We start from the raw sequence: 25,828 nt of genomic DNA on the forward strand, positions 1-25,828 counted from the left end.
GTCCCTTGACTGGGGTCCCCGCCTTAACTCCATGCCTGGTAGCGCACCGATTGGGAGAAGCGCATGTAAGCTAACGAGCAAGTGTCAGCGATTGAATGCTCGTAGCACCGGCTATTTTTAAAAGTTTTGCTGCATGCCGTAGTGTTGAGCCAGTTGTATAGATATCATCAATCAGGATGACCTTTTTTCCTGCAAAGTCAACATTAGGGTTGACCTGAAAGACTTGTGAGAGATGAATCCGCTCGGACCTAGATTTTTTGGATTGCTTTTCTGAATGGATTCGGCTGAGCACATTTTCGGGGTGATAGCCTGCTTCTGCTAGGATGGCGGCTGCCTGGTTAAACCCCCGCTCATATAGCCGCTCTTCACTTAAGGGAATAGGTATAAATAGGTCGGGAGCGATCTCGGTCAACTTCTGCCTGAGCAATTCCGAAAAGATTCTCGCCAGTACATAATCACCGCGAAATTTAAACTTTGCGATCACTTCTTTTAAAAAATCATTGTAGAGGAACAGGGAATGGTTTTTCTCAAGGTATCCCTGCCATTCGGGATCTTCCTCCCATCGGAAACAATCATGGCACAAATCACCTCTACGAAATTTCATCTCTCTGTTGCCAAATGGCCTGCTGCAGATTCGGCATTGCTCGCCTTCAATTTTTTCTAACTTCCCTTCACAGACTGGGCAAATAAGCTGTTCTTTATCAACTGAGAAAATGGCTCTCCAGCCGATGCTTGGCAGGATTACTTCGTGGCAGTTTAAACAATGGTTTTGGAGGAATATATTCATTTTTATAGCTCCTCTCTATATTAAATATCGAGCAAGCCCCTTTTAAAACCTTCCCGGTTCATCGAGACGATCTGCTTTCTTGCCTTTAACATCTCTTCCGTTTTTCCATAATGAAAATAGGTCACCACCCCATCAGGATGATCCTTACTCCTCCCCGCTCTTCCAGCAATTTGGACGAGGGCACTTTCTGAAAAAATAGTGTCTTCGGCCCCAACTACGGCTACATCAATGTTGGGAAAAGTTACTCCTCGCTCAAGAATAGTTGTCGTTAACAGCAAAGTAATTCCTTTGGATCGCATTTTTTGCACTTTTTCTTTACGATCAGGGTCTTCTGCATAGACAGCTTCTATAGTTGAATCAAATTGGCGCAGGATGGGGAGGGCTTTTTCCATCAAAGGGATATGCGGTAAGAAGACTAAGGCTTGTTTATTTGCTTGAATCCGGGTCGAAATCCAGCGGAGGACATTCGGTGGCAATTTATTTTTCTGCAACTGCTTTTGCCAATTGCCACACCATACAAAGTCGGGGACCGGGAGCGGATGGCGATGGAAACGAGCGGGGATGGTAGTATAGGCTCGTTTTCCTGTGCGGCATTCCCTTTGCCATTTTGCATTGGGCGTGGCTGTCAGGTAAATCATGGCCGATGACCGATTTCGCGCCTGGATGGCGGCGTACTGGAGGGATTCCTCTACAGTATAGGGAAAGGCATCGACTTCGTCTAAAATGATCGCATCAAAGGCATGGTAGAAGCGGAGCAGCTGGTGGGTGGTCGCAATCGTAAGCGGAGCATAGAGATGACGGTCCTCGCTTCCGCCGTAAAGAGAAGCAACTTTTATTTCCGGGAAGGCGGCTTTTAGTCTAGGAGTGAGCTCTAAGACGACATCCGTTCGCGGTGTGGCAATACAGATTCTTTTTTTAGCAGCAAGTGCGGCTTCAATTCCAGCGAATAGGACCTCAGTTTTCCCTGCCCCGCAAACGGCCCAAACTAAATGCTCCTGATTTTGTTGAATCGCCTCAATTACATGCTCTGATGCTTCTTGCTGTCCTTGTGAGAGTGTCCCTTGCCAATGTTTAATTTTTGCAGGGAGATGGGTGTCAGGCACCGGGCCATTCCAGCCAATGAGCGGCGTGCATTCGCTAATTCTTCCCATCATGATGCAATGGCGGCAATAGAGACAGGTTTCGCCACATCGTGAGCATGGGTAAGATGCAAAATGCTGTTGGTCCTTATTTCCGCACCGGGAGCATATGGGCTTTTTTCCGTTGTACTCGATTCCTTTACGGTAGGTGACATAGCCATTTTCGTAATGTGCTTGCACTTCTTCGAAAGGAATTGGGAAATCTTCTAGGAGGTGTTGTTTGCCTATGAGAAGCTGCTGAAGATCAGGATTGTATTGGAAGTTTGGATTTAGCTGCGGCTGCGGGATGATGGCGATGTGTGTGATTGGGAGTGAGTCTACGGCTGTGTTGCTTGGAATTAAGACGTTGTTTTTTATGACAAAACGCATGGGAACACCTCCTCTGGATTCAGATAATAGAGACGATCTTTTGTTTTACCTGTTGTTTGCAGGTTTAATCTATGTACAGCTTTTTGAGTGGTATCAGGGGTTGGGAGATGTAGAAAGTTTCTCATTTCTAGATTGGTCATCGTTGGCTTGTATAGGTAGAAATAGTGACTGAGGCTTTTTAGGATGGCATCTTTTGAAGAGGTTTGGCAGGCAGGACAAATCCATTTTCCTCTTTTGAAATTCATCGGGATATAGTTACATTTATCATCTGGACAACAAACTCCGCTCCTGATATCTTTTTCGGTAAGATTGTATTCTTTTAAGATATCAATTGGATTTGGACTGTGTTGACTTAAGAGCAATTTTCCAACCTTAGTCAATGTATCGGTATCTACCCTTTCTTGATGATATCGTTGTTCCATTGATTCGATTTTATTAAAAAGGTCTCTTCCCTTGCATACTTTACTAAAATTTGTATTGTCTCCGGAGTTAGTTTTCAAGATCGTACTGGTACTTTTGAAAAAAACAAGGGTGTCTACCGGGAGAAGATTGCAACCGTTTTTGACCAGCCAATTGCGTAAGAGGGATTGCAGTCGTTGGCATTGAACGCGCGGGTCCTCGAATGATTCTTCAGTTCCATCATCATGGGTACGAATTAGCTGCTGGAAGACATTTTCAAAAGTTAATGTGCCTGCGATGTTTTTTGCTTCGATGATTAGGATGTAGTTTTGTGAGAGGAGAAGTGTGTCGATTTGAAAGTGTATGCCATTGTATTGTAATTGGAGGTCATGGAAGATAAGGTATTTATCATGTGGAAGTTCTTTAACGTAGTTTGCTAAGGCAATTTCGCCCCAGTAACCAGCCCATCGTTTGGCAAGGTCTCTTTCAATTTCTTGATATTTGCTGTGACCGAGTATTAGTCTTATTTTTAAGATTTGGGTTAAGAATAGTCTTTGCGGAGGGGTTAATTTTTTCATGATCAATTCATTCGTCAGCTCCTTTTTCTTTTTTGGAAGATTTCTTCAAAATATGGAGATATTCCTGCTAATTTGTCGAAGGTTTTTATATTTTTTATGGATATGTGACGGTCTGGTGTCTTTCTATTGTTGCTAGGGGATTCCGCCGAATTGGGCCGGGATTCCGCCAACTTCTGGAGTTATTCCGCCAATCTTCGTACGGATTCCGCCGACTTCGGGACTATTTCCGCCGATTCCCCTGATGATTCCGCCAACCCCCTTTTAATTACCTTTTTTAATGGTCTCGAGCCTATATGGTGTTCGTTATCAGCTGGTTCTCTGCAGATGGATTCCGCCGACTTGGGCCGGGATTCCGCCAACTTTTGGAGTTATTCCGCCAATCTTCGTACGGATTCCGCCGAATTCGGGACTATTTCCGCCGATTCCCCTGATGATTCCGCCAAACCCCTTTTAATTACCTTTTTTTTAAATGGTCTCGAGCCTATCAACTGTTCGTTTAACAGCTGACCCTCTGCCAGGAGATTCCGCCAACTTGGGCCGGAATTCCGCGAACTTCTGGAGTTATTCCGCCAATCTTCGTACGGATTCCGCCGAATTCGGAACCTTTTCCGCCGATTCCTCTGATGATTCCGCCAAACCCCTTTTAATTACCTTTTTTTAAATGGTCTCGAGCCTATCAACTGTTCGTTTAACAGCTGACCCTCGGCCAGGAGATTCCGCGAACTTGGGCCGGGTTTCCGCCAACTTTTGGAGTTATTCCGCCAATCTTCGTACGGATTCTGCCGAATTCGGAACCTTTTCCGCCGATTCCCCTGATGATTCCGCCAAACCGCAATTTCCCACCAAACCCCTTAAAATTAAAAACCATTCCGGCCGAAAGGACGGAATGGTAACTCGCTTACTTTTCTAATTTTTTCATCCAGCCTAGGCCCATGGATCCTTCGCCGAGGTGGGTACCGATCACGGCACCGAAGTAGCCTATCGAGAATTCAACGTTTGGATACCTGGCAGCCAGTTCATCGCGCCACTCCTTGGCGTCTTCTTCGCGATTGGCATGAATAATGACAGCTTGATATTCGCTGCCACCTGACACATCCTCACTTAGCAAATCGACCATTCGATTCATTGCTTTTTTCCGGGTGCGGATCTTTTCAAACGGAACAATCACCTTGTTGTCAAAATGAAGCAGTGGTTTGACCTGGAGGAGGCTCCCGATAAAGGCCTGTGCACTTGAAAGGCGGCCGCCTCGCTGTAGGTGCTGTAAATCGTCTACCATGAAATAGGCACGAGCCGTTTTTTTCAATTCTTCTAAGCGGTCCATAATGGAAGCAGCGTCCTCGCCTCGGGATGCCAGCTTTGCTGCCTCGATCGCGTAAAAGCCTTGAACCATGCAGCTGATTTCTGAATCAAATGGGTAAACGGCAAAGCCTTCGACCATGGTACTCGCAGCGTTAGCCCCTTGGAAAGTGCCGCTGATCCCACTTGATAGGTGAACACAGATGACGGCATCATAATCCTTTGAAAGGTTTTCAAATAGCTCGACAAATTGGCCAATTGGCGGCTGAGAGGTAGTCGGCAGCGCTTTTGTCTTCATTTCATCGTAAAACTGACTCCAAGATATATCAATTTCTTCCTGGTAAACCTCGTTACCGAAGATGACATGTAACGGGATCATATGTATATTCCATTTATCTCGTACATCCTTTGGGATATACGCAGTACTATCCGTGACAACGGCTGTCTTCATAAAAAAATACCATCCTTATCTATATAACCACTATATTGATTTTACTATTTTATATGAAATAGAGCTAAATTGCATTACATCGCAAAAAACAAAAAGAGCATACCGTGAAGTATGCCCTTTACTATTTTATTGGTGCTGTTAACTTGGCTGTTGATTTCCGCTCCAGGCGCTTCGCCTTCCGCTCCAATCAACATAGGCTTTAAAATCAACAATGGACTTTTTCACAGCCATTCTATTAAAATCTTACTTTACTTCTACCCAGCCATTTTTAATCGCAACAACCACTGCTTGGGTACGGTCGTTGACGTTCATTTTTTGTAGAATGTTTGAGACATGGTTTTTGACTGTTTTTTCACTGATGAATAAAGCTTCTCCAATACCACGGTTACTTTTTCCATCGGCAAGCATTTGAAGCACTTCGCACTCGCGACGTGTCAATAAGTGCAATGGACGGCGAATTTCCATTGTTGGCATATAGCCTCCGCCACCACGAGCCACACCTGCTGCGAGCTTGCGATATTCATTCACCAGATTATGGGTGACTTTTGGATGTAGATAGGAACCGCCATCCGCCACAACACGCACTGCTTCAATCAGGGCATCGGCATCCATTTCTTTTAATAGATAACCTTGTGCACCCGTCTGTAAAGCATGAGTCACATAGTTTTCATCATCATGTATGGATAAGATAATAACCTTCGTTTTCGGATATTTTTCAACCAACTCACGAGTTGCTTCGATCCCGTTCTTTTGCGGCATGTTAATATCCATGATGACAACGTCGGGTTGGAATTCTTCTACTAATCTTAGTGCTTCACAGCCATCATCGCCTTCAGCAACAACTTGGAACGATTTTTCAAACTCTAGTATTCTCTTAACGCCTTCTCTAAATAGTTGGTGATCGTCTATAATGACAATTTTTGTAATCAATTGTTACGCCCCCTAATCCTTCTAATTTCGAAATTTTTCTCCATTGGCGGTAGGTTCATTAGTTCTTTAGTTAATTAGTGGAACTCGAATGAGTACTGCGGTTCCCTTGCCTATTTTTGAATCAAAGGTAATTTCGCCTTCAAGCAGGTCGACACGCTCGCGCATCCCTATCATGCCAAATGACTCAGGTTTCTTTTGCGTGATATCAAAACCGCCCCCATTGTCCTTGATCAAGACGGTAACTGAGGCATTGGTTATTTCTAATCGGACTTTGATTTCACAGGCATTTGCATGCTTCAGTGCATTTTGCACCGATTCTTGGATCATCCGGAAGAGTGCGACTTCATACTTAGTAGGAAGCCGGCGTTCTAGGCCTATATTCACAAACTCGATTTTTGAGTGGTTATGATATTCTTCGATGGTTTGTAAGTATTTTCTGAGGGTAGGGACAAGACCTAAATCATCCAATGCCATCGGACGAAGGTCATAAATAATTCGCCGGACCTCATAAAGTGCCGATCGGACCATTTTTTTAAAACTATTGACCTCAGAAAAAGCCTCATCCGCGCCCTTTTCCCTATAAACACGTTCGATTAAGTCGGAGCGCATGATGACATTGGCAAGCATTTGGGCGGGACCATCGTGAATCTCCCTTGAAAGCCGCTTGCGTTCCTCTTCCTGTGCTTCAATTATCTTTAAGCCAAAATCTTGTTTGGCCTTCGCATGTTCTAGGACTTTACCAACCTGTTTTAAATCACTCGTCAAGTAATTCATCACGACGGAAATTTGCGAAATAAGCTGGTCGGCACGATCAATCGTTTCCTCTAATCCAACCAGACGATTTTCGAGATCTGCCCGTTTATCCAAAAGCTGCTTTTTGTACTGCCAATTAATCGAAAGATCCATTTGCAGTTGATGAGCCTTTTCGTAGGCATCTCGGACCTCTTCTTCAGAGTAATTTTTAAAATTCATACTGACTTCTGACAGCATACTCCGCGCCTCGAGGACTTGCTTCTCGAGCTTCTCGCCTTCATTTATGAGATTGCTCATCATTTGCTTGATATTGTCTAATTCATTGATCATATTTTCGTAATCTTGACGGCATTGCTCGCCTATCTGGAAGATGTCGGTTTTGCTGCAAGTAACAGTTTCAATCATTTCTTCACGAATTTCATCAATCGATTTCATATTAATCTGCTTAAGTTTCATACACATTCCTCCGATAAGAAAAGCAATAAGCGCCTGTACGCTAAGCTAACAATAATCTAATTTCAGTGAATGATATTTTATTATCTTTGGATTTCAAAAATTCATCAAACTACCTTTTAACATATTTTACCTTTAATTTTATCAATATGCGAATATGAAATTACGTTGTATCCTTAATTTCAGTAAAAAAGTAGTATAATGGTTGTATCTCTTTTTGTCTATAAAAATAGGTTTTCACTACTTTTACCTTATTTATTATAACACGGAAACTTTACTGCCATATTAAAGTTATATTACACCCTGATGAAATTAAGGAAGGAGTGCGCAATATGTTGCCTCGTTACCATACAGTAAAACAAACTGGTGAACATGAAATTATTATTCAAAAGTCAAGATTTATTGCCCACATCAAAAGGACTGAATCCGAAGCGGAAGCCCAGGAATTCATTCAAACATTGAAGAAAAAATATTGGGATGCCTCGCATAACTGTTCCGCCTATCTGATTGGCGAGAATGATCAAATTCAGAAAGCCAATGATGATGGCGAACCAAGTGGTACAGCCGGCGTTCCAATCCTTGAGGTTTTGAAAAAAAGAAAACTGAAGGATACAGCGGTGGTCGTTACCCGCTATTTCGGCGGGATAAAATTAGGTGCAGGCGGTTTGATTCGTGCCTATGGTAAAGCGGCGTCGGAGGGCCTGGATGCGGTTGGTATTGTCGAAAGAAGACTAATGCGGGTCTGCCATGTTAAAATTGATTATTCTTGGCTTGGCAAGATTGAAAATGAATTGCGATCGTCCATCTATATCCTTAAAAATATCCAGTACCAGGAGAATGTCGAAATTGAAGTATTTGTCGAAGAAGAGAACCAACCGGCTTTCACAGAATGGATGATTGAAATGACAAATGGACAAGCCGATATTACTGCTGGAGATGTTACCTATCTTGAGTCAGATAACTAGGAAATTTCTTTCCTCCCTACCAATTGAGAATAGTAATACTATTGTAAAGAAAATTTCATTTTACCAATCTCAATAAATATTATAAAATAGAGTAGATTTTCAACAAAAATTGACATTTTTCTATTTAAACTACTAGGAGGCAATCTATGTCTATCAATAGACAGGTGTATAAAAATAATAACAAGGGCAAGGTAAAGAAAAGACTAAGACGAAAACGATTCTTGCTATGGATCGTAATGCCCATTCTACTATTAATAATAGGTGCAACAGCTTACGGCGGATTTTTGTATAATAAGGCTGAATCAGTGATGAATAAATCCTACAAGCCAATTGAACGTGATACCAAAGCGAAGGCCAATGTAAAACTTGAAAATACATCGATACTATTTATTGGTGTCGATGATAGTGAAAAGAGAAAATCAAATGGCAGTTCTCGTTCAGATGCCTTGATGCTGGCTACTTTTAATAAGAAAGAAAAATCTATTAAGCTATTGAGTATCCCGCGTGATTCATATGTTCACATCCCTGAGAAGGATATTTATACAAAAATTACTCATGCCCATGCTTATGGCGGCGTGAAACTTACGCTTGAAACAGTCGAAGAATTGCTTGATGTACCAGTCGATTATTATGTTAAAATGAATTTTAACGCCTTTATTGACGTTATTAATGCGCTAGATGGTGTGAAAGTAGACGTTCCATACACATTTTCTGAACAAGATTCCCAGGACCATGCGAAAGCAATAACCTTGAAAAAAGGCGTACAAGAATTAGATGGTGAACAAGCACTTGCGTTTGCACGGACAAGGAAAATGGATAGTGATATTCAAAGAGGACAGCGCCAGCAGCAGATCTTTAAAGCCATCCTCTCAAAAGGATCATCCATAAAGTCTATTTCTAATTACACAGATGTGATGGAAGCTGTTGGAAAGAATATGTCAACAGACTTAACGTTTGACCAAATGAAATCGTTTATTAGCTATATTCAGGCTGGTAGTGGAATCGATGTTGAATCACTATCACTAAAAGGGTCCGATTCATATATTGATCGTGTTTACTATTATCAGCTTGATGAAACGGCCTTAGAGGAAACAAAATCAACACTTAAGACACACCTCAACAGAACAAATACAGCAAGTGCAACGAAACTTGAATAAGAAGCAACCCGGATCAGATAGTATCCGGGTTCTTTTTTTACATAAATATCAAATAAAAGAAAACAATAAAAGGGTAAATCACAACGCCTTCCTGTGTTGTGATTTACCCTTTTATTATCTATTTTTGTTCAATATCCCCATGATTCGGAGAAGCGGTCGGTAATTCTTATTAATTAAACCAATCGTTTCAACAAATAATTCAATGGCCAGCACGATAATGGTAATGATTAAGATCGATCCCCATACGGTTGTAATCGTAAAAATAAAGGCTGCGAGGCCAAACATGGCGCTCATAGCATAAATTAACAGAACCGTTTCTCGATGCGTAAAACCTAATTCTAGTAAACAATGATGTAAATGGGACTTATCTGGTGCGGATAATGATTTCTTATTGTAAATACGACGGATGATAGCAAAAAAAGTATCTGAAATCGGAACACCTAAAATAATGATTGGAACAATAAACGAAATCAAGGCAACATTTTTAAAACCGAGTAAGGCTAGGACTGAGATCATGTAGCCAAGGAAGAGCGCCCCAGAATCTCCCATAAAAATTTTTGCCGGGTGAAAATTATATAGTAGAAAGCCTAACGTACTCGCAAGCAGGATTGTCCCCATGGCAACTACATAACCATTTCCCATCACAATCGCCATCCCGGAAATAGTGATAAAGGCGATCGAGGAAACACCAGCTGCCAAACCATCAAGTCCATCGATTAAATTGATTGCATTGGTAACGCCAACAATCCAGATGACTGTAATTGGAATACTAAAGATACCAAAATCTAAGGTCCCATTAAACGGTAAGTTAATAAATTCAACTTCCACCCCGCCCCACATCACAACGATCAGGGCAGAAACAATTTGTAAGATAAATTTTATTTTGGCCGATAATTCAAAGATATCATCTAAAATACCGGTAACTAGTATGATTAAACCACCAGCAACAATAGCTGCATGGTAGGGACTGCTTGGATGCAGGATTAAAAGACCGAAGAGAAAACTAATATAAATCGCTAGGCCGCCTAAACGAGGCATAATCTTAACATGTACCTTACGCTTATTAGGACTGTCCGTTGCTCCTAATTTAAAAGCCAATTTTTTTACGATTGGAGTGATTAATACGGAGCATAAAAAACATAATATTAAGGTCAGATATAACATGAAGACCCTCCCTATGAATATAATGCCCCATTAATAAATTTTAGAAACAGGCACATATTTCTAAGTACACAACGAACATATTATAGCACACATTTTTTATTTTGGTATATTTTGTTGAATTGTCGGAAAATTCCCTCTTATTTAGCTAGCATTACTAGGATTTATTAGTAACGATCCAACACCATGTAAGACGATTGGTTACTCCAAAAAGTTACATTTATTTTATAATAATCGCTTATTTGGTGAACTTTAATTGGAAGATTTTCAGTAAAAACCGGGGGATGGCTAACATTCTCCTCCACCTCGACGGCTGCGAAATCAAGCGATAAAACCATTCGAGGTTCATTTTTTGCCAGAAACGAGGGGCACGCTGGACCTCTCCCGCGAGGACATCGATGCTGCCTCCAACCCCCATACATACTCCTTTGGGAAATTGAGCCAGATTTCTTGCAATCCATTGTTCTTGTTTAGGGAACCCTAACGCCACGAAAATCAAATCGGGGCTTGAGGCTTTAATCTCAGCAGTGATCGGATTGTTTTCCCAATCAAAAAAGCCATGATGACTGCCCACTATTTGAACATGAGGAAATTGACTGTTGATCTTAGCCACAGCTTTTTGATTGGTCTCTTCGCGCCCGCCCAATAGATAAATTTTCAACTTATTCTCGTTCCCAAGTTCCAGTAGACGGATCATTAAATCATAACCTGCGACCCTCTCCTTAATCGGGGTATTTAATATTTTTGAAGCCAGAATAATCCCATAACCATCAGGAACCACCATGTCGGCCGATTGAATGATTTTTTTATAGTCGGGATGTTCATGAGCGTACATTACAATTTCCGGGTTGGCTGTGACAATGAAAGCTTTGCGATTACTTTTTATCATTTCATTAAGAATGTTAGCTACTTCATTAAATTGTTTATTGATAAAATCAATACCTAATATATCGACGGTGTTGTTCTGCATGGTTTTTATCCTTTTGTATTTTTTCATATTTATAAAAAGAGGCTCAAAAAAATGGATCTAGCCAATTATTTTTGTGCCTCTTTTTATTATCTAGCTGTATTTAAAACTAATCTGCTCTGCTTTTCTAAGGCTGTTTCTCTAAACTTTCGCTGTTCCTCTTTAGACATGGCCTTAAATTCTTTGAGAAACGCTTCATATTGCGGAACCACTTCTGCAGTCGTCCCATATGCTTTGATTTGACCAAATTCTAACCATAAAGCTTTTTGGCAAAAATCTTTAATCTGGCCAATCGCATGGCTTACAAAAAAGATGGTTTTCCCTTTCTCTTTAAAGCTGTACATTTTTTTCTTGGATTTTTCTGCAAATGCTTGGTCCCCAACGGAGAGCGCCTCATCGATAATTAATATATCTGGATCTACAGTCACGGAGATGGCAAAACCAAGCTTTGATTTCATACCACTTGAATAGGTTTTTACAGGCTGATCAATAAACCTTCCTAGTTCGGAGAAATCAATAATTTCAGGTTCGAGCTCCCGGATTTCTTTTTTACTAAAACCGAGCATTAAACATTTCAGTTCAATATTTTCTCGACCCGTTAAATTATTGTTTAACCCAGAGGCAATCGCAATTAAAGATGTTTGTCCAATCGTTTCGACCTTTCCATTTGTAGGTGGAACTACGCCTGCAATAATGTTGGATAGAGTCGATTTCCCGGAGCCATTTACACCAATTAAACCAATCACATCGCCCTGTTCAGCGGTGAAACTTATATTTTGCAATGCGTAGAAATCATCACCATAGCCATTGGGCAAAATAATATCAAGAAGCTTATCAGATGTTCTATTATACAATTTGTATTTCTTTGATACATTATCAATAATAACTGTTTTAGTCATTTTTTCCACTTCCACTTTACAAGTAGTCTACAAATCGGTTTCGAAATTTCAAGTGCAGTGCAGAGCCTATAAATAACAACACGAAAACAAGTCCCCAAAAGTAGGCGGTATATTTAATGTGTTCAATTAGATACCAGCTATGCCCTAACAGAGCAGCGCGATAACCTTCAGCAATATAGTATAATGGATTAAACTTCATAACACTTTGAACGATATGTGGAAGTCTTTCAGGCGTCCATAATAATGGTGTCAGATAAAGCAGCATTCTGACAATCGCTTGGACAATCATTTGGACATCCCGTACAATCGTCGCTAAGGTAGAAGTAATTAATGAAATAGCTACCAGTAGAATAATGGTGGCAAACATATAATAGGGTAACGACAAATAATAGATCGATATAGGATAGCCTGTAAATTGAAAGATAACCACAATGACTCCAACTAACATGAGATGCTGATAAAATTTCGATATAATGACGTAGGTTGGAATAACACTCATCGGAAAGCTCATTTTTGCGATTAAGGCGATCCTCGTATAGATCGACTTTGAAGCGTCCAATATTGCTGGATTAACAAAGAACCAAACTAAAATACCCGCCAGCATCCAATAGAAATACGGAATCCCCTCTACTGCACGTCCACCACGGATACCATATCCGAATACAAAATAATAGATACCTATTTGAATCATGGGATTGATTAATTCCCATAATATCCCTAAATAATGACTGTTATTTGCACTTTTTAATTCAAAAAGGGATAATCTTCTGATGAGATAAAAACTGCTAATCTGTTCCCTTATGACCTTAAACATTGACATCGTGTTGATCCTTCCTAAACGATTTAATTGGGGATATAAGATAAGACCTTTTCATAAAATGAATCATTCCCCCTCAAAGACCATAACATTTTACCATAAAAAAAGGATAAATTCTAACGCAATTAGACATATGTAGTTAGTTTGAGTTCTTATCCCTTTGATACGAGTCGCTTTGTGATTCTTTAAAAATGTAATCTACGAGCTTCTGGCTGGATATCCCGTTTGAATATTTATTCCAAATGTCAGAAAAACTGGTAACCTTCTGATAATCAAATAAGTTATCTGTAATAATCGTAATGATTTCATCCGTATGTTTCGTGATCGGACCTGGAACGGTCTCTTCAAAATCCTCCCACAATCCTCTTTCCACTTTGTATTGTTCTATATCATAAGTAAAAAAGATCATGGGTTTATTTAATAATGAAAATTCATATGGTATGGAAGAATAATCTGTAATCAGCAAGTCAGTGATAAGTAACAGTTCATTAACATCATAACTTGAGGATGAATAATCATAAACAAAATTAGAATATAATTCATTGTTTTCTAATGAACTTTTTATCGCAGGATGGAAACGGAGCAACAAAACATATTCATCACTGAGCTCCTGATACATTTTTTCTAAATCCAATTTTAATTCAAATTGATCTAATTGATGATCCCTGTATGTTGGGGCATACAAGATCACCTTTTTGGATGTTAATTCAGGATTCTCATCTATTAATTTAGAAATAATTGCTTTATGTTTGTTCTCATCAAAAAAAAAGTCAGTTCTCGGTATTCCTGTTCGAAGAATGTTTTGATCCTTTAGGGCAAATACCTGTTTAAAAATATCAGCCATTTTGTCTGACCCAACAACCACCTTATGAAATTTTTCGTAAACTCGTAGAAATCGCTTATGAGCCCTATTACTACGATTGACATTGGACTCATCCGCCAGTCCAAACTTTTTAATCGCACCTGCTGCGTGCCAAAGCTGGATACATTCCACACCCGTTTTAAAATTAGTTGAAGCCAAAACCCCAAAATAGTTATCAATAATAATTTTTTTGGAAGTAGCGAGGTGATAGATAGAACGCAATAGATCGATAAACGATGTTTCAAATGGAATGACAGGAAGAGCAGGATATTTCTTAAAAAGTGAAAGTGAAGAACCCTTACATAAAAAGACAATTTCTTGTTGTATATTCTGGTGAAGGATTTCCTCGTACACATATTTGGCATTATCCCCAAAGGAAACCAGAAAGGTGACCTTATTTTTTAATGGGAATGCCTTACAAATCATAAAAAAGCACTTAAATATAAACAAATAAATGGATATGACAATTTCTCTAATCATTTTTCACATAATTTAAATCGGATTTAATTTTGGAGGTTGAGATACCGGTAGTTCTTGGCAAATAAACCACTTCACAATACCTTTTTAGAAAATCAAAATGACCTTTCCAATCATCACCCATTACAAAGACATCAATATTATGGTCAATTACGTCCTGGATCTTTTGTTCCCAGCAGGATTCCGGAATGACGTGGTCAACATAGCGAATTGACTCCAAAATTAATTGTCGGTCCTGATAACTATAGTAGGCTTTTTTATTCTTTTCGATATTAAATTCATCTGTTGATAGACCAACGATTAGAAAATCTCCTAATTCCTTAGCTTTTCTTAATATATTGATATGACCAACATGGAGCAAATCAAAAGTCCCGTACGTTAATACCTTTTTCATTCTTTTCAACTCCTCACCGAGTTTTCATTGCAGCGTTTATTCACCACCTGAAAACTCTTGCAGAAAAACAATCCATTTCCCATTATATATCCCACTAGTTTTTATTTCAAACACTAGTGAAAGGATTCACGTTCGGTCTATTTAAAAATAAAACCATGATATTTACTATCATGGTTTTATTAGTATATCCACAAATCTTTTTGCAGATTCTCCGTCAAGATCATCGAAGAATCGATGTTTAAAGCTTTCAATCTTTTTAAAATCAAACTGGTTTTCTTTCACCGTTTTGATAACCTCGTCAGTAGTTTTTACAATTGGCCCTGGAACAAAGTCAGAGTATTCATAGTAAAAACCACGATCTTCGAGATACTCATCAAGGTCATATGCGAAGAAAATCATTGGTCGTTCCAATAAAGAGAATTCAAAAACTAAAGATGAATAATCACTAATTAAGATATCCGTATTCATTAATACATTATTTATTTCATTCGAACTCATATTTATAACAAAGTCTGCTGCTTCCTCTGGTATTTGAACTTTTTTGGTAACAGATGGATGAAGCTTTAATATCAGTACATATTCATCTGAAAGTTCTTCAGCCATTTTTACTAAATCCAATTTAATATTAAAATTAGCCCGCTTACCTGGACCACCTCTAAACGTGGGAGCATAGGTAATCACTTTTTTATTTTTAAGCTGTGGATAGGTTCCCAGATATCGCTGGTGAACGAATTCCATTAATTCCTTATCAAAAAAGACATCTGTTCGCGGCAATCCTAATGGGTAAATATTTTCTTCCGGCACTTCAAATGCCTCAGCATAGTGAGGAATAATCTCTTTACTTGTAACTACTGCTTTTGTATAAATTTGATGAGCACTTCGTTCAAATTGGGTGGAATTACTTTCACGATACCCTACGGCACTATGGCCAAATTTCTTAAAAGCACCAGCTGCATGCCATGTTTGAATCACTTCCGTTTGCTTGCGCACACGAAGCTTATATAATGGACGATAATAATCATCTAAGATTAAATAACGGGAAGTCGCGATATCATAATACAGTCTACAGAAATCCCTGAAATTTCGCTTTTTCTTGAAATGACCTCTAATTTTGTAATCTGGGCGCTGACTAATTAATTCATCATAAATATGCTCAAACGAATCCGTTAATCTCGGAAATTTGTTGGTCGCCATCGTAATTTTCTTTTGTACAGGCAGGGTGCTAAAAAATGGAAAAGCCACCCGCCGGACAAGGGCCGTTTTTACCTTGGTTTTTATTTTTTTAAATTTAACTTTTACTAGATAGAAAAAGATCGGGGAAAGATTATTTCTTTTCCATGCTTTCTTAACCGCCATGAACACTTTTTGTTTTTTCGAAGTCTCTAATGCATGTAAAGAACCTGGATCCAGTTTTGAGAAACAAACCTTTAACCATTGTAGATACAGTTTTTTGGCAGCTGGACTAACCAGTTTATACCGATCTGCAATTTCATAGGTCATCACTCTATGTAACGACGGAATCTGATTAAATAAATGATAATCTAAAGTTTTCACCCACTCCAAAACCAGGGTAAATGATTCTATTTGAGTTTTTTGATCCTTGCTTACAAGCGCACTTCGAATAGCAGGCCAAATGTCTGCTGAAATAATTCTGGTATAATAACTTTTCTTTAAAGCAAATCGGGTATGTTGATTTGAAATATATTTATCCCATAATTGATCAGAAATACGTAAACTTTTAAAAATATCGGTTAAAACCTTTACAGAATTCACGCGCACAGTTTGTGATAAGGATAAATTCTCCTCCGCTTCCCTAGACCGATATTTATAAATGATTTTATCAACTGTATATATTTTATTTGCCTTCATATAGGCTTCAATCACAAATGGCTGATCCTCAGTTACATGAATATCAGCAGGAAACCGTATTCCTTTTACGATTTTAGAATGGTAAAGCTTATTGCACGGTCCCAGTGAGAATAGTAACCCTGGATTGGAGACGAGGCTCTTTTCACCTGGAACGTATACACCATTATTCACGTGACTAGCGATAAACCATGTTTCTGTACTATTGAAGCTTAAAGAAGTTCCTAAAACGATATCTGCCTTTTCTTTTAACCCACTATTATACATGGTTTCTAAGGCATCAAGTGGTAAGAGGTCATCTGAATCAACAAAACTAATGAATTCACCTCTTGCTACTTCTAAACCATTGTTCCGCGCTACCCCTGGTCCTGAATTTTCTTGTTTAATAAAGACAATATTTCCGTATTTATTTGCAAATTCCTCAATGATTTCTGGACTTCGGTCACTTGACCCATCATCAACCATAATAATTTCAATGTGATCTAACGTCTGGTTGACAAGAGACTCCAATGTCTCCGTAATATATTCTTCCACATTAAAAACTGGGGTAATTATACTTACCTTCACATCTTCTAATTCAGGATGAATGATATATTGAAGTTTACTCATATAATATCTCCTCTGTTGTAAAAAAAACAAAGCACCATTTTTTAAAACGCTCATCTTTTTTAACTATTATTAACATCATTTTCCTCTTTTATGATTTAAATAAAAGAATAGGGATAAAATTCCACTTTATTTGGAATCAGTATCTACGATGAGTTGGTCTACAACACGATCGCTTGATTTTCCATCCGTATGATCAAAAAAGTAATCAACAAATGTCTCGATTTTTTCCATTTTGAAGTCTTTATTTTGAATGGTTTCAATTAATTCATCTAATGTCCTTGCTAATGGGCCAGGGATAAATGAATCATATTTATAATAAAAATCTCGTGTTGCTATATATTCCTCTACATCTGGAGAATAGAAAATCATCGGTTTATTTAATAATGCAAACTCAAAGCAAACAGAGGAGTAATCGGTTATTAATAGATCTGAGATAAATAATAAATCATTAATTTCCCGATAATGTGAAATGTCGTAGAAAAAATCTTTATATTCTTCAGGGATTTGCCAATAGTCTTTTACAAATGGATGCATTTTAAATAGAAAAACATACTCATCATGTAAGGCATGATAAAGTTTTTCTAAATGAAGATAATCCTTCGGATAATAGGCAGACTGCTGGCCGGCCCCTCGAAAGGTCGGTGCAAACATAATGACTTTTTTTTTCGATAAAATGGGATACTTTCTGTATAATTCTTCTTTAACCTTCACTTGGTAAGCTTGATCAAAAAAGACATCCGTTCTTGGTATCCCAGTTGCAAAGACCCGATTTTCACTAATCCCAAAGCCTTCAGCATAATGCTTTGCCACATTCTCCGAACTTACGATTACCTTCGTGTAATTGCGGTGACTCAAAGAATGAGGGTCTGGACCGCCTGGAAGACCTACACGGCTGTATCCAAAGGTTTTAAACGCACCGACTGCATGCCATAACTGGATAAGATCGGCACCTTTCCGTATCTTTAATGGATAGACCATCGGATAAAAATCATCCAACAAAATAAATTTTGCCGTTGCCAGATGAAAAGCTAAACGAACCATTTCCCAATAGGTTTTATAAGCCCGCGTACTCTCTTTTAAAAAAAAATGGTATTGGTAATTTACATTTTTTCTTTTTAATGTCTGATAAACAAATTCAAAGTTACCACTTAAATCGGTTCGGCTATCTGATGCAAATAATATTTTTTTTTTATTTAACGGAAATAGGCAAAAAAATAGGTAAAGCAAACGAAAAATAACTTTACGGAAAAAACGGTAAACAAGACTATATTGAGAGCTGTTTCCTTTACTTTCCGCTTGGTTTTCCATTTTATTTTTTAACATTATTAATCTCCTACTGGAAAATTTATGCGATCTAGCTTTTTTCAATTAAATTATCTACGATTCTTTTACTTGTTTTTCCATCAAAGTATGTAAAAAAACGATTTCTAAATTGCTCAATTTTTTTCAGATCAAATTCATCTTGTTGGATCCATTCAATCAGATCTTGAGTTTGATGAAAGAACGGCCCTGGAATAAATGACAGGAAAGGAAAATAAAAATCTCGTTCCCTTATATACTCTTCAAGGTCATCAGCAATAAAAGCAATTGGCCTGACTAATAAACTATAATCAAAAATAACCGATGAATAATCTGTTAAAAGAATATCCGCTAGAACTAGTAATTGTTCGATGTTGAATTTTTCCTTTACATGAAAGACAAAACCTTTATCTTCATCCTTAATAGTGATGTCCGAACGCATATATGGATGTAAATGAATCAGTAGTACATATTCATCTCCGAGAGTTTCCCTCATAGCTGAAAAATCGATAGGACAGTGAAATGATTCTTGATAATGACTTTTCCCTCTAAAGGTAGGAGCATATAAGATAATCTTTCTCCCCTGAATCTCAGGAAATTCACTCTGTAATTCGCCCATCAATCTGAACTGCTCTCGTTTATTAAAAAAATAATCTGTTCTCGGTACACCTAATGGGAATATCCTTGAGGATGGCATATCGAAGGCTTCAGCATAAAAAGGAATGACTTCCGAGGAACTCACAAATACTTTAGAATAATTTGAATGAACCTTAACATGTTTTAAATAATCTGAACTGGGACCAAATTCTTTATCTACGGTGCTTAAGCCAAATTTCTTGAATGCACCTGCTGCATGCCAAAGCTGAATAATGTCCATTCCCTGTCGAGGTTTTATCACATAAACGGGGAAATAATAGTCGTCGATGATAAAATAACGGGATGTTGCTAAATGATAACTCGCTTTAACCATATGTAGAACATAGTGGAATTTGCCTAGTAATGAGCTGCTATACTTTTTAAAAAGAAAATTACATGTCCAATTGGGATATCTTCCGTGTAATTCCTTATAAATATAATAGAGATTTCCCTGAATCTCCGTGGCCCGATAGGAAGCAAAGGTGACCTTTTCATTATTTACTTTAAAAAGAAGGCATGACAGGTAAAAGATCATCTGAATGAATCCCTTCACCATAATTGTTGGAAAAATTCTCAGTAGATACATCGCCATGCCTGCCTTTTTTATTTTATATTTTCCATTCGAGAATGGTTTTTCCCCAAGAGTTTGTCAGGTCTTTTTCAAATGCATCAATAATATCTTGGATGTTCTTTATTTGGTGAACTTCTCCAATCAGCATGCCAAAATACTCGACCACTTCCGGGTGCTCAACCATGAAATTTACAGTGTTGACAAAATCAGTTCGTCCACTTCGACTGCTGCCAATCATCGTAAGACCTTTTTCTAGAATCATTCTAGTGTTTATTTCAACAGGATATTCAGAGACACCGAGTATACAAATAGATCCCTCTGGATTAATATAATCAATCATTTGATTAATCGCAGATTGGCTGCCATGCCCGCCAACACATTCAAATCCATGATCAATCCGTAAATCATCCGGAATTTCATCAATTTGATACGCTTCATCAACAAACGAAAAATGATCCATTTTATATTTTGTTTTTCCAAAAATATACACCTTGCTATCAGGATAGCGTTTCTTTAAAATCAGCGTGGTTATATAACCTAAATTCCCATCTCCCCATACCCCGAACGTATTTTTTCGAGCATGGGCTTTTGCCTCAAAGCGCACCAAGGCATGCATACTGATGGTGATTAATTCCATAAAAGCCGCAACCGATGGATCAATTTCTTCTGGTAATGGAACAATCCGATCCCTGTGAAGAAAAACATAGTCCTGCATAAATCCGTCGTAACCACTTGAACGAAATTTACTCGATCGCAAGTAATTTTCTGCAATGACTTCATCATTTTCAGTTGGGGTATTCGGCACCATCACGACCCGGGTTCCAGGTGCAAACTCATTATTTGGATCATAAACCACTTTACCAATCCCCTCATGAATTAGTGCCATTGGCAGTTTCTTTGCCATTGCTTCTTTTCCACGTGTGCCGGTGTAATACCTTTGGTCAGCCGCACATATGGAGAGATGAGTGGGACGCACTACAATTTTATCGGACTGAATGGAACGATCTTTATAAGTCACTTCAAACTGTCGTGGCGACACTAAGCGATACACTTGATTAATCATCGTGAAACCCTCTCTTGTAGGATTGCATTAGCTACCTTCAAATCATATGGGGTTGTTACCTTTATATTAAATAATTCACCCTTGACAAGCTTAACCTTTTCACCTGCAAGCGCGCAAATTTTACATGCATCCGTAAGAATCATTTTTTGTTCCTCGGTTAGTGCATTATAATAAGTAACCAATTTCTTGATATTAAAGCTTTGTGGAGTTTGTCCCTGATACATAGTATCCCTTACCGGAATGTTTGAGATAAATTCTCCATCCTCAGATTGGATAATCGTATCAATCGCCTCGATCACTGTATCAACAGCCCCAAACTTAATGGCCGCTTCAATATTCTCTTCAATAATTCGATGAGTTAGAAATGGTCTTACAGAATCATGGGTAATAATCACATCATCATCGTTAATTCCAAAGTTTTTTTCGATATAGCGGATGCCGCTCATGATGGATTCATTGCGATCTTTTCCGCCTTCAATCACAACAATCCTGGCGTCTTTTCCAATATATTTATTAATAATATCTTTGGCATGATTAACCCATTCTTTCGGCGTAACGACTAGGATCTTCTCAAAACGATCATTCAGGATAAACTTTTCAATTGTATGTATAATGATAGGTTTACTATTTAAAGTTAAAAACTGCTTGGGCATATTAATATTACCCATTCTTGTTCCTTTTCCTCCGGCAAGAATTTCTGCAAAAATCATGGTCCACACTCCTTATCATACTTAACATGCTTAATTTAAAGTAACTTTATTATTAAAAGATACATAATTAACCGTACCACTCTTCATCCTAATTAACAAAAAACGACAAATTTCTTGACAAAAACTCAATTAAAACTATACACTCTTTCAAATACATTTTCAAGCGAGGTAAGATTCTAGATCCGTGTCTTTATTGCAAAAAAAAAGAAGGGAAGAAATCTTCCACTTCATTTTTTAGGACTTAATACTTAGGTACATCAAAAACTAAAGTATAGCTATCTAGTAAACTATAAAGATTAAAAATGTTAGGTGTTTGTTTCACAGCCCAGCCAATGTCAGTTGCATATTGATGTGTACCTGGAGCTGCAGGATTCCATTTCATTTTATAAAGCGTGTCCTGCCCTTGATCAATATAATTCAAGGCAACGAATTTTGCCCCACCCACAATCGCTTTATCCGGTGTAGTCCAGCCCTGATTAAATGCCCTTCTTGCTCCACAATGAAGCGGACACTTATCAAAAGCACCAACACCATACATATTATAAACGATCGCATCATAGGAGGCTGCATCACTTGCTATTTCGGTAATCTCTTCTTCTCCTGTAGCAGGATCAATGACAGGATTCCCATTACTATCCAGCTTTTTCTTGACCTTAACCCCTTTTGCTAACGAAGAACTGCCATTGCCTGTTTCAAGCAGCGCATGGGAAATCAAGTAAATTTCATTGATGTTATACAGTGCTCCTGCATTAACAAAAACTTGTCCTTTTCCTGTAAGAATTCCTTTATTGGTCAATATTTTTTGATTCACTTCGTACGCATCTGCTCCAGCCATTTCGGAAAGCTTAAGAAATTGATAATAACTTGAAGTGCCAATTCCAAAATTGGTAGGGTTAATATAGTAGCTAATATCCGTTGGACTTGGATTAACCCATGTTTCATTATAATTAATCTTATACCAATAATATCCATCGCTTTGCATGGTTTTGGAATAGATTGTCACTTGTTCATTTTTATCTAATTCTCCAAGGATCCAGCCATTAACTGGTATACCTCTCACATTTGTACTATCAGTGTTTACAACACCCACATTTGGCGTCGAGGCATTGACTGTTAGCAAGTCACTTCTTACATAAGCATCATATTTTTTATCAGTTTGTGATACACCAATTTGTTTATTAAGAAGTTCTCCTAATGAAATATCATAATTGGTATATTGAGTAGTGGTTTTCTTAATAACCTCACTTAAGTTCACTACTAATGAGGCACTATACTTACTGTCATAATACTCAACCTTAATGGTGTGAATCCCTTCCGACAATTGTTGGGGGGAAGAACTATAATTATTAACCCCGTCCTTCCAGCTATCCACTTTACGTACACCATCAACATAAATACGTATGCCATCATCGGCTTTACCTGAAAGTTTATAATTACTTAATTTTGCGATATACACCTTTTTTTCAAAAACAGCGGAAAAATTATCTGCTGGGATATTGGTTATAGGAGATCCACTCCAATAAAAATCCAGATCATCAAACGTTTTTTGAACAGGAGTCCCTATAAAACTATTGCTAGGATAGAATTTCGCTTCCCAAAAATCTTCAATGAGATCTAATTTTATCGTGGCACTATATTTAGAATCATAATACTCAACCTTAATGGTATGGGTACCCGTCGTTAGAGTTACTGGATCATCGATGATATTCACGCCATCTTTCCATTTATCGACATTGAGTACTCCGTCTACATAAACTCGTACACCATCATCTGCTTTTCCTATGAATCTATATTTTCCAGGTTTCGTCACAACATATTGTTTTTCAAAGGTTCCAGAGAAACCATCAGTTGGGAGCATAGGATCTGGCGAGCCATTTCCCCAAGAAAATTGTAATTCATCATAAACTTTTATTAATGGGGTACCTGTAAAATCCTTTGATGGATAATAAGTTGCTTTCCACTTAGTTGGATCAATCGTTTCATTCTCTTGTTTAATTGGTTCTAAATTTAAATTCAATGAAGCGCTATATTTTGAATCATAATACTCGACTTTAACGGTATGGGTCCCAGGCACTAGCGTAATCGGAACATCAATGTAATTCACGCCATCTGTCCATTTATCCACATAACGGATTCCGTCAATATACACTCTTGCACCATCGTCGGCTTTTCCTACGATTTTATAATCCCCTGTTTCATCCACAACATAATTTCTTTCAAAAATACCTGAGAAATTATCCGTTGGGATCTTGGAATCTGGTGAACCGCCACCCCAAGAAAATTGTAATTCATTATATTCTTTCTTTATAGGTGTCCCTGTAAAATCCCTGGACGGATAAAATCTGGCACTCCATTTATCAACTGGGATTGTATCGACTTCTTCTGGTGGGATTGTATCCACTACTTCTTCAATGTTAAATGCAAAAGAAGAACTATATTTGTCTTCAAGATATTCTATTAATATAGTATGGTTACCAGCTGTTAGATAAACATCTTGACTAAATGGATTAATTCCCGACTTCCACTTATCAACTTTTTTGGTACCATCGACGTAGACACGCACTCCATCATCTGCCTTGCCTGCTAATCTGTAATTGCCAGATTTAGCTACCTTTACTTGTTTTTTAAATACAGCAGTAAAATGGTCAGATGGAATACCCGAAATTGGTGGTCCGCTCCCCCATTGAAAGTTTAAGGTTGGATAAAATTTCTTTACTGGACTCCCAGAAAAATCAGCTGACGGATAAAATTCTGCTGACCACGAATCTGACCCAATACTTTCAGGAAGTTTTACCAAATCAATGGCTAGCGCAGCGCTCCACTTTTTTTCATAATATTGAACCTTTAGCGTATGAGTACCTGCTGTTAAATAGATTTCTTTATTAATAGAATGTACGCCGTCACTCCAAAAATCTATCCTTTTCTTCCCATCTACATAAATCCATACCCCATCATCAGCTTTTCCTGTTAGGCGATATTTCCCTGGACTTGAGATGGTTACCGTTTTCTCAAATACTGCCGAGAAATTGTCTGTTGGAATTTTTGGATCAGGCGAATTCGCCTTCCAATCGAATTTTACATTTGTATATGTTTTAGTTATCCCAGTTCCTGTAAAATCAATTCTGGGGTAGAAAGTAGCTTTCCACGCTCCATCCTCGGCCTTAGCGGTTTCATCATTTATAAAAAATAATCCGAAGAATCCAAGAAAGAATATCACTAATGGAATATTCAATTGTCGAAATTTGATTTTTAAGCCCTCCTAAATAATTTTTTTGTAGATATATAAACTATTATCTTAAAGTTTCATAGAAATGTTAATACATAATATAAATATAGTAAAAAAGGCCTATCATAACAACTGGAGATATGTCCCAGCTGGGGAATGTTCAGTTAAAATGGTAAATTTTATGTACATTTATTAATTACTATCGAATAAGTTATAGATAATCCTAGAAAGAGGTGGAAGGTATGAGTAATCAAATGTTGGAAATTCAAAGAATAAGAATTTTTTTTGAAACTGTTGATCAGGATACTTCCGTCGAAAAAATAAGAGCAATGGGACTAAGTTTGATATCCATTATTGATGAAATGATACAACAAAATCAGCTCCTCAAAGATAAATGGCTTGAGGCCAATGAAGATCTACACTGGCTAAGAAAAAGGGCTGATGACTGGATGTTAAGGGCTATGGAAAAGGATTCCCAAGTTAATAAATAATGTCTACTTAGTATGATTAATAAATTTTAGGACAAAATATTATACAAAGTAAACTGAAATAGAAGGTGGTACTATGGCACTATGTGCTGATTGCGGACGGGAGGATATTTCATACTACTTAATAAATGGTTTTTGTGAGGATTGTATTGAATATAATAGTATTTCTGAATGGAATGATGAGGATGACGATGGAGATGAAAATGGAGATACTGGCAATATAATGCCCTTAGATCCTGTCCTTCATTTATTACAAACAGATGAAATTTGAGTTGAGTTTTTTGAAGTCGGTGAGGAGTATAGTATTCCTCACCTTTTGCTTTTTATCATTGCACTTCTAAGAAATTTTATTGTTAGAGGTTTAATTCTCATTAGACGTCTGGCTTTTTCTTTCATAACAAAGATCAAATATTCCGTACTGTACCGGATATCTTCTTTCCGAATAAATTCTACGGTCTTTATATTATCTTTATCGACTCGCCTGATCTCAAACCAACCTTTTATAC

The 25,828-nt window shown here is 38.0% G+C and carries 24 protein-coding genes; 5 read left to right on the forward strand and 19 right to left on the reverse strand.

Going from position 1 to position 25,828, the window contains the following annotated elements:
* Positions 1-70 precede the first annotated feature (70 nt).
* The 3 genes from COE25_RS17910 to COE25_RS17920 are packed head-to-tail and all read right to left on the reverse strand — an operon-like array spanning position 71 to position 3,272.
* A complete protein-coding gene (locus COE25_RS17910; RefSeq protein WP_098933562.1) occupies positions 71-787 on the reverse strand; it encodes a ComFC family protein in 717 nt (238 codons plus the stop codon).
* A gap of 20 nt (positions 788-807) precedes the next feature.
* On the reverse strand, positions 808-2,295 hold the full coding sequence (locus COE25_RS17915; protein WP_098933563.1) for an ATP-dependent helicase ComFA: 1,488 nt from the start codon (positions 2,293-2,295) through the stop codon (positions 808-810).
* Complete coding sequence (locus tag COE25_RS17920) at positions 2,280-3,272, reverse strand: nuclease-related domain-containing protein (RefSeq protein WP_257208875.1); 993 nt, start codon at positions 3,270-3,272, stop codon at positions 2,280-2,282. Before COE25_RS17920 ends, COE25_RS17915 begins: the two co-directional genes overlap by 16 nt.
* Before the next feature lie 126 nt (positions 3,273-3,398).
* On the opposite strand from COE25_RS17920, the gene COE25_RS17925 reads away from it, so the two are divergent.
* Positions 3,399-3,779 carry a hypothetical protein gene (locus COE25_RS17925; RefSeq protein ID WP_142354484.1) on the forward strand — a complete coding sequence of 127 codons (381 nt, stop codon included), beginning with the start codon at positions 3,399-3,401 and terminating at the stop codon, positions 3,777-3,779.
* Positions 3,780-3,960: 181 nt separating this feature from the next.
* Here the strand turns inward: COE25_RS17925 and COE25_RS30835 are convergent, their stop codons facing one another.
* From COE25_RS30835 to COE25_RS17945, 4 genes are all read right to left on the reverse strand, one after another.
* Complete coding sequence (locus tag COE25_RS30835; protein WP_180247532.1) at positions 3,961-4,107, reverse strand: hypothetical protein; 147 nt, start codon at positions 4,105-4,107, stop codon at positions 3,961-3,963.
* Positions 4,108-4,170: 63 nt separating this feature from the next.
* On the reverse strand, positions 4,171-5,019 hold the full coding sequence (locus COE25_RS17935) for a DegV family protein (protein ID WP_098933567.1): 849 nt from the start codon (positions 5,017-5,019) through the stop codon (positions 4,171-4,173).
* Positions 5,020-5,262: 243 nt separating this feature from the next.
* Entirely contained in the window at positions 5,263-5,946 is a 684-nt protein-coding gene (locus COE25_RS17940) for a response regulator (protein WP_180247540.1), read from the reverse strand.
* 69 nt (positions 5,947-6,015) lie between these two features.
* Positions 6,016-7,158, reverse strand: coding sequence for a sensor histidine kinase (locus COE25_RS17945; protein ID WP_088089629.1), 1,143 nt, complete (start codon positions 7,156-7,158; stop codon positions 6,016-6,018).
* 329 nt (positions 7,159-7,487) lie between these two features.
* Between COE25_RS17945 and COE25_RS17950 the strand changes: the two genes are divergently transcribed.
* On the forward strand, positions 7,488-8,120 hold the full coding sequence (locus COE25_RS17950) for a YigZ family protein (protein ID WP_098933569.1): 633 nt from the start codon (positions 7,488-7,490) through the stop codon (positions 8,118-8,120).
* Between the two features lie 146 nt (positions 8,121-8,266).
* A complete protein-coding gene (locus tag COE25_RS17955; RefSeq protein WP_098933570.1) occupies positions 8,267-9,277 on the forward strand; it encodes an LCP family protein in 1,011 nt (336 codons plus the stop codon).
* Between the two features lie 114 nt (positions 9,278-9,391).
* On the opposite strand, the gene COE25_RS17960 is transcribed toward COE25_RS17955, so the two are convergent.
* The 12 genes from COE25_RS17960 to COE25_RS18015 all read right to left on the reverse strand — a co-directional run bounded on the left by COE25_RS17960 (position 9,392) and on the right by COE25_RS18015 (position 24,825).
* Positions 9,392-10,441: a glycosyltransferase family 4 protein gene (locus tag COE25_RS17960; protein ID WP_098933571.1), complete on the reverse strand. Its 1,050-nt coding sequence runs from the start codon at positions 10,439-10,441 to the stop codon at positions 9,392-9,394.
* 235 nt (positions 10,442-10,676) lie between these two features.
* Complete coding sequence (locus COE25_RS17965) at positions 10,677-11,408, reverse strand: WecB/TagA/CpsF family glycosyltransferase (RefSeq protein WP_098933572.1); 732 nt, start codon at positions 11,406-11,408, stop codon at positions 10,677-10,679.
* An 86-nt stretch (positions 11,409-11,494) separates the two neighbouring features.
* Complete coding sequence (gene tagH, locus COE25_RS17970; RefSeq protein WP_088089635.1) at positions 11,495-12,304, reverse strand: teichoic acids export ABC transporter ATP-binding subunit TagH; 810 nt, start codon at positions 12,302-12,304, stop codon at positions 11,495-11,497.
* A 16-nt stretch (positions 12,305-12,320) separates the two neighbouring features.
* Positions 12,321-13,124, reverse strand: coding sequence for an ABC transporter permease (locus COE25_RS17975; protein WP_246869604.1), 804 nt, complete (start codon positions 13,122-13,124; stop codon positions 12,321-12,323).
* A 136-nt stretch (positions 13,125-13,260) separates the two neighbouring features.
* Entirely contained in the window at positions 13,261-14,409 is a 1,149-nt protein-coding gene (locus tag COE25_RS17980; protein WP_257208874.1) for a CDP-glycerol glycerophosphotransferase family protein, read from the reverse strand.
* A 46-nt stretch (positions 14,410-14,455) separates the two neighbouring features.
* Positions 14,456-14,854 carry a glycerol-3-phosphate cytidylyltransferase gene (tagD, locus tag COE25_RS17985; RefSeq protein WP_098933574.1) on the reverse strand — a complete coding sequence of 133 codons (399 nt, stop codon included), beginning with the start codon at positions 14,852-14,854 and terminating at the stop codon, positions 14,456-14,458.
* Positions 14,855-15,022: 168 nt separating this feature from the next.
* Positions 15,023-17,329, reverse strand: coding sequence for a bifunctional glycosyltransferase/CDP-glycerol:glycerophosphate glycerophosphotransferase (locus COE25_RS17990; RefSeq protein WP_098933575.1), 2,307 nt, complete (start codon positions 17,327-17,329; stop codon positions 15,023-15,025).
* 126 nt (positions 17,330-17,455) lie between these two features.
* Positions 17,456-18,652, reverse strand: coding sequence for a CDP-glycerol glycerophosphotransferase family protein (locus COE25_RS17995; protein WP_098933576.1), 1,197 nt, complete (start codon positions 18,650-18,652; stop codon positions 17,456-17,458).
* 31 nt (positions 18,653-18,683) lie between these two features.
* Positions 18,684-19,850, reverse strand: coding sequence for a CDP-glycerol glycerophosphotransferase family protein (locus COE25_RS18000; RefSeq protein ID WP_180247533.1), 1,167 nt, complete (start codon positions 19,848-19,850; stop codon positions 18,684-18,686).
* A gap of 22 nt (positions 19,851-19,872) precedes the next feature.
* Complete coding sequence (locus COE25_RS18005; protein WP_098933578.1) at positions 19,873-20,898, reverse strand: ribitol-5-phosphate dehydrogenase; 1,026 nt, start codon at positions 20,896-20,898, stop codon at positions 19,873-19,875.
* Positions 20,895-21,608, reverse strand: a complete 714-nt coding sequence (locus COE25_RS18010; RefSeq protein WP_098933579.1) for an IspD/TarI family cytidylyltransferase — start codon at positions 21,606-21,608, stop codon at positions 20,895-20,897. The genes COE25_RS18005 and COE25_RS18010 overlap by 4 nt, the downstream gene beginning before the upstream one ends.
* Positions 21,609-21,849: 241 nt before the next feature.
* Entirely contained in the window at positions 21,850-24,825 is a 2,976-nt protein-coding gene (locus COE25_RS18015) for a PA14 domain-containing protein (protein WP_180247534.1), read from the reverse strand.
* A gap of 251 nt (positions 24,826-25,076) precedes the next feature.
* Here COE25_RS18015 and COE25_RS18020 point away from each other — a divergent pair, with 251 nt between their 5' ends.
* Positions 25,077-25,325, forward strand: coding sequence for a hypothetical protein (locus COE25_RS18020; RefSeq protein ID WP_098933581.1), 249 nt, complete (start codon positions 25,077-25,079; stop codon positions 25,323-25,325).
* 73 nt (positions 25,326-25,398) lie between these two features.
* Positions 25,399-25,593 carry a hypothetical protein gene (locus tag COE25_RS18025; RefSeq protein WP_098933582.1) on the forward strand — a complete coding sequence of 65 codons (195 nt, stop codon included), beginning with the start codon at positions 25,399-25,401 and terminating at the stop codon, positions 25,591-25,593.
* The last annotated feature ends 235 nt before the right edge of the window (positions 25,594-25,828 follow it).

The sequence above is a fragment of the Bacillus sp. AFS031507 genome (assembly GCF_002584635.1).
GTDB lineage: Bacteria > Bacillota > Bacilli > Bacillales > Cytobacillaceae > Neobacillus.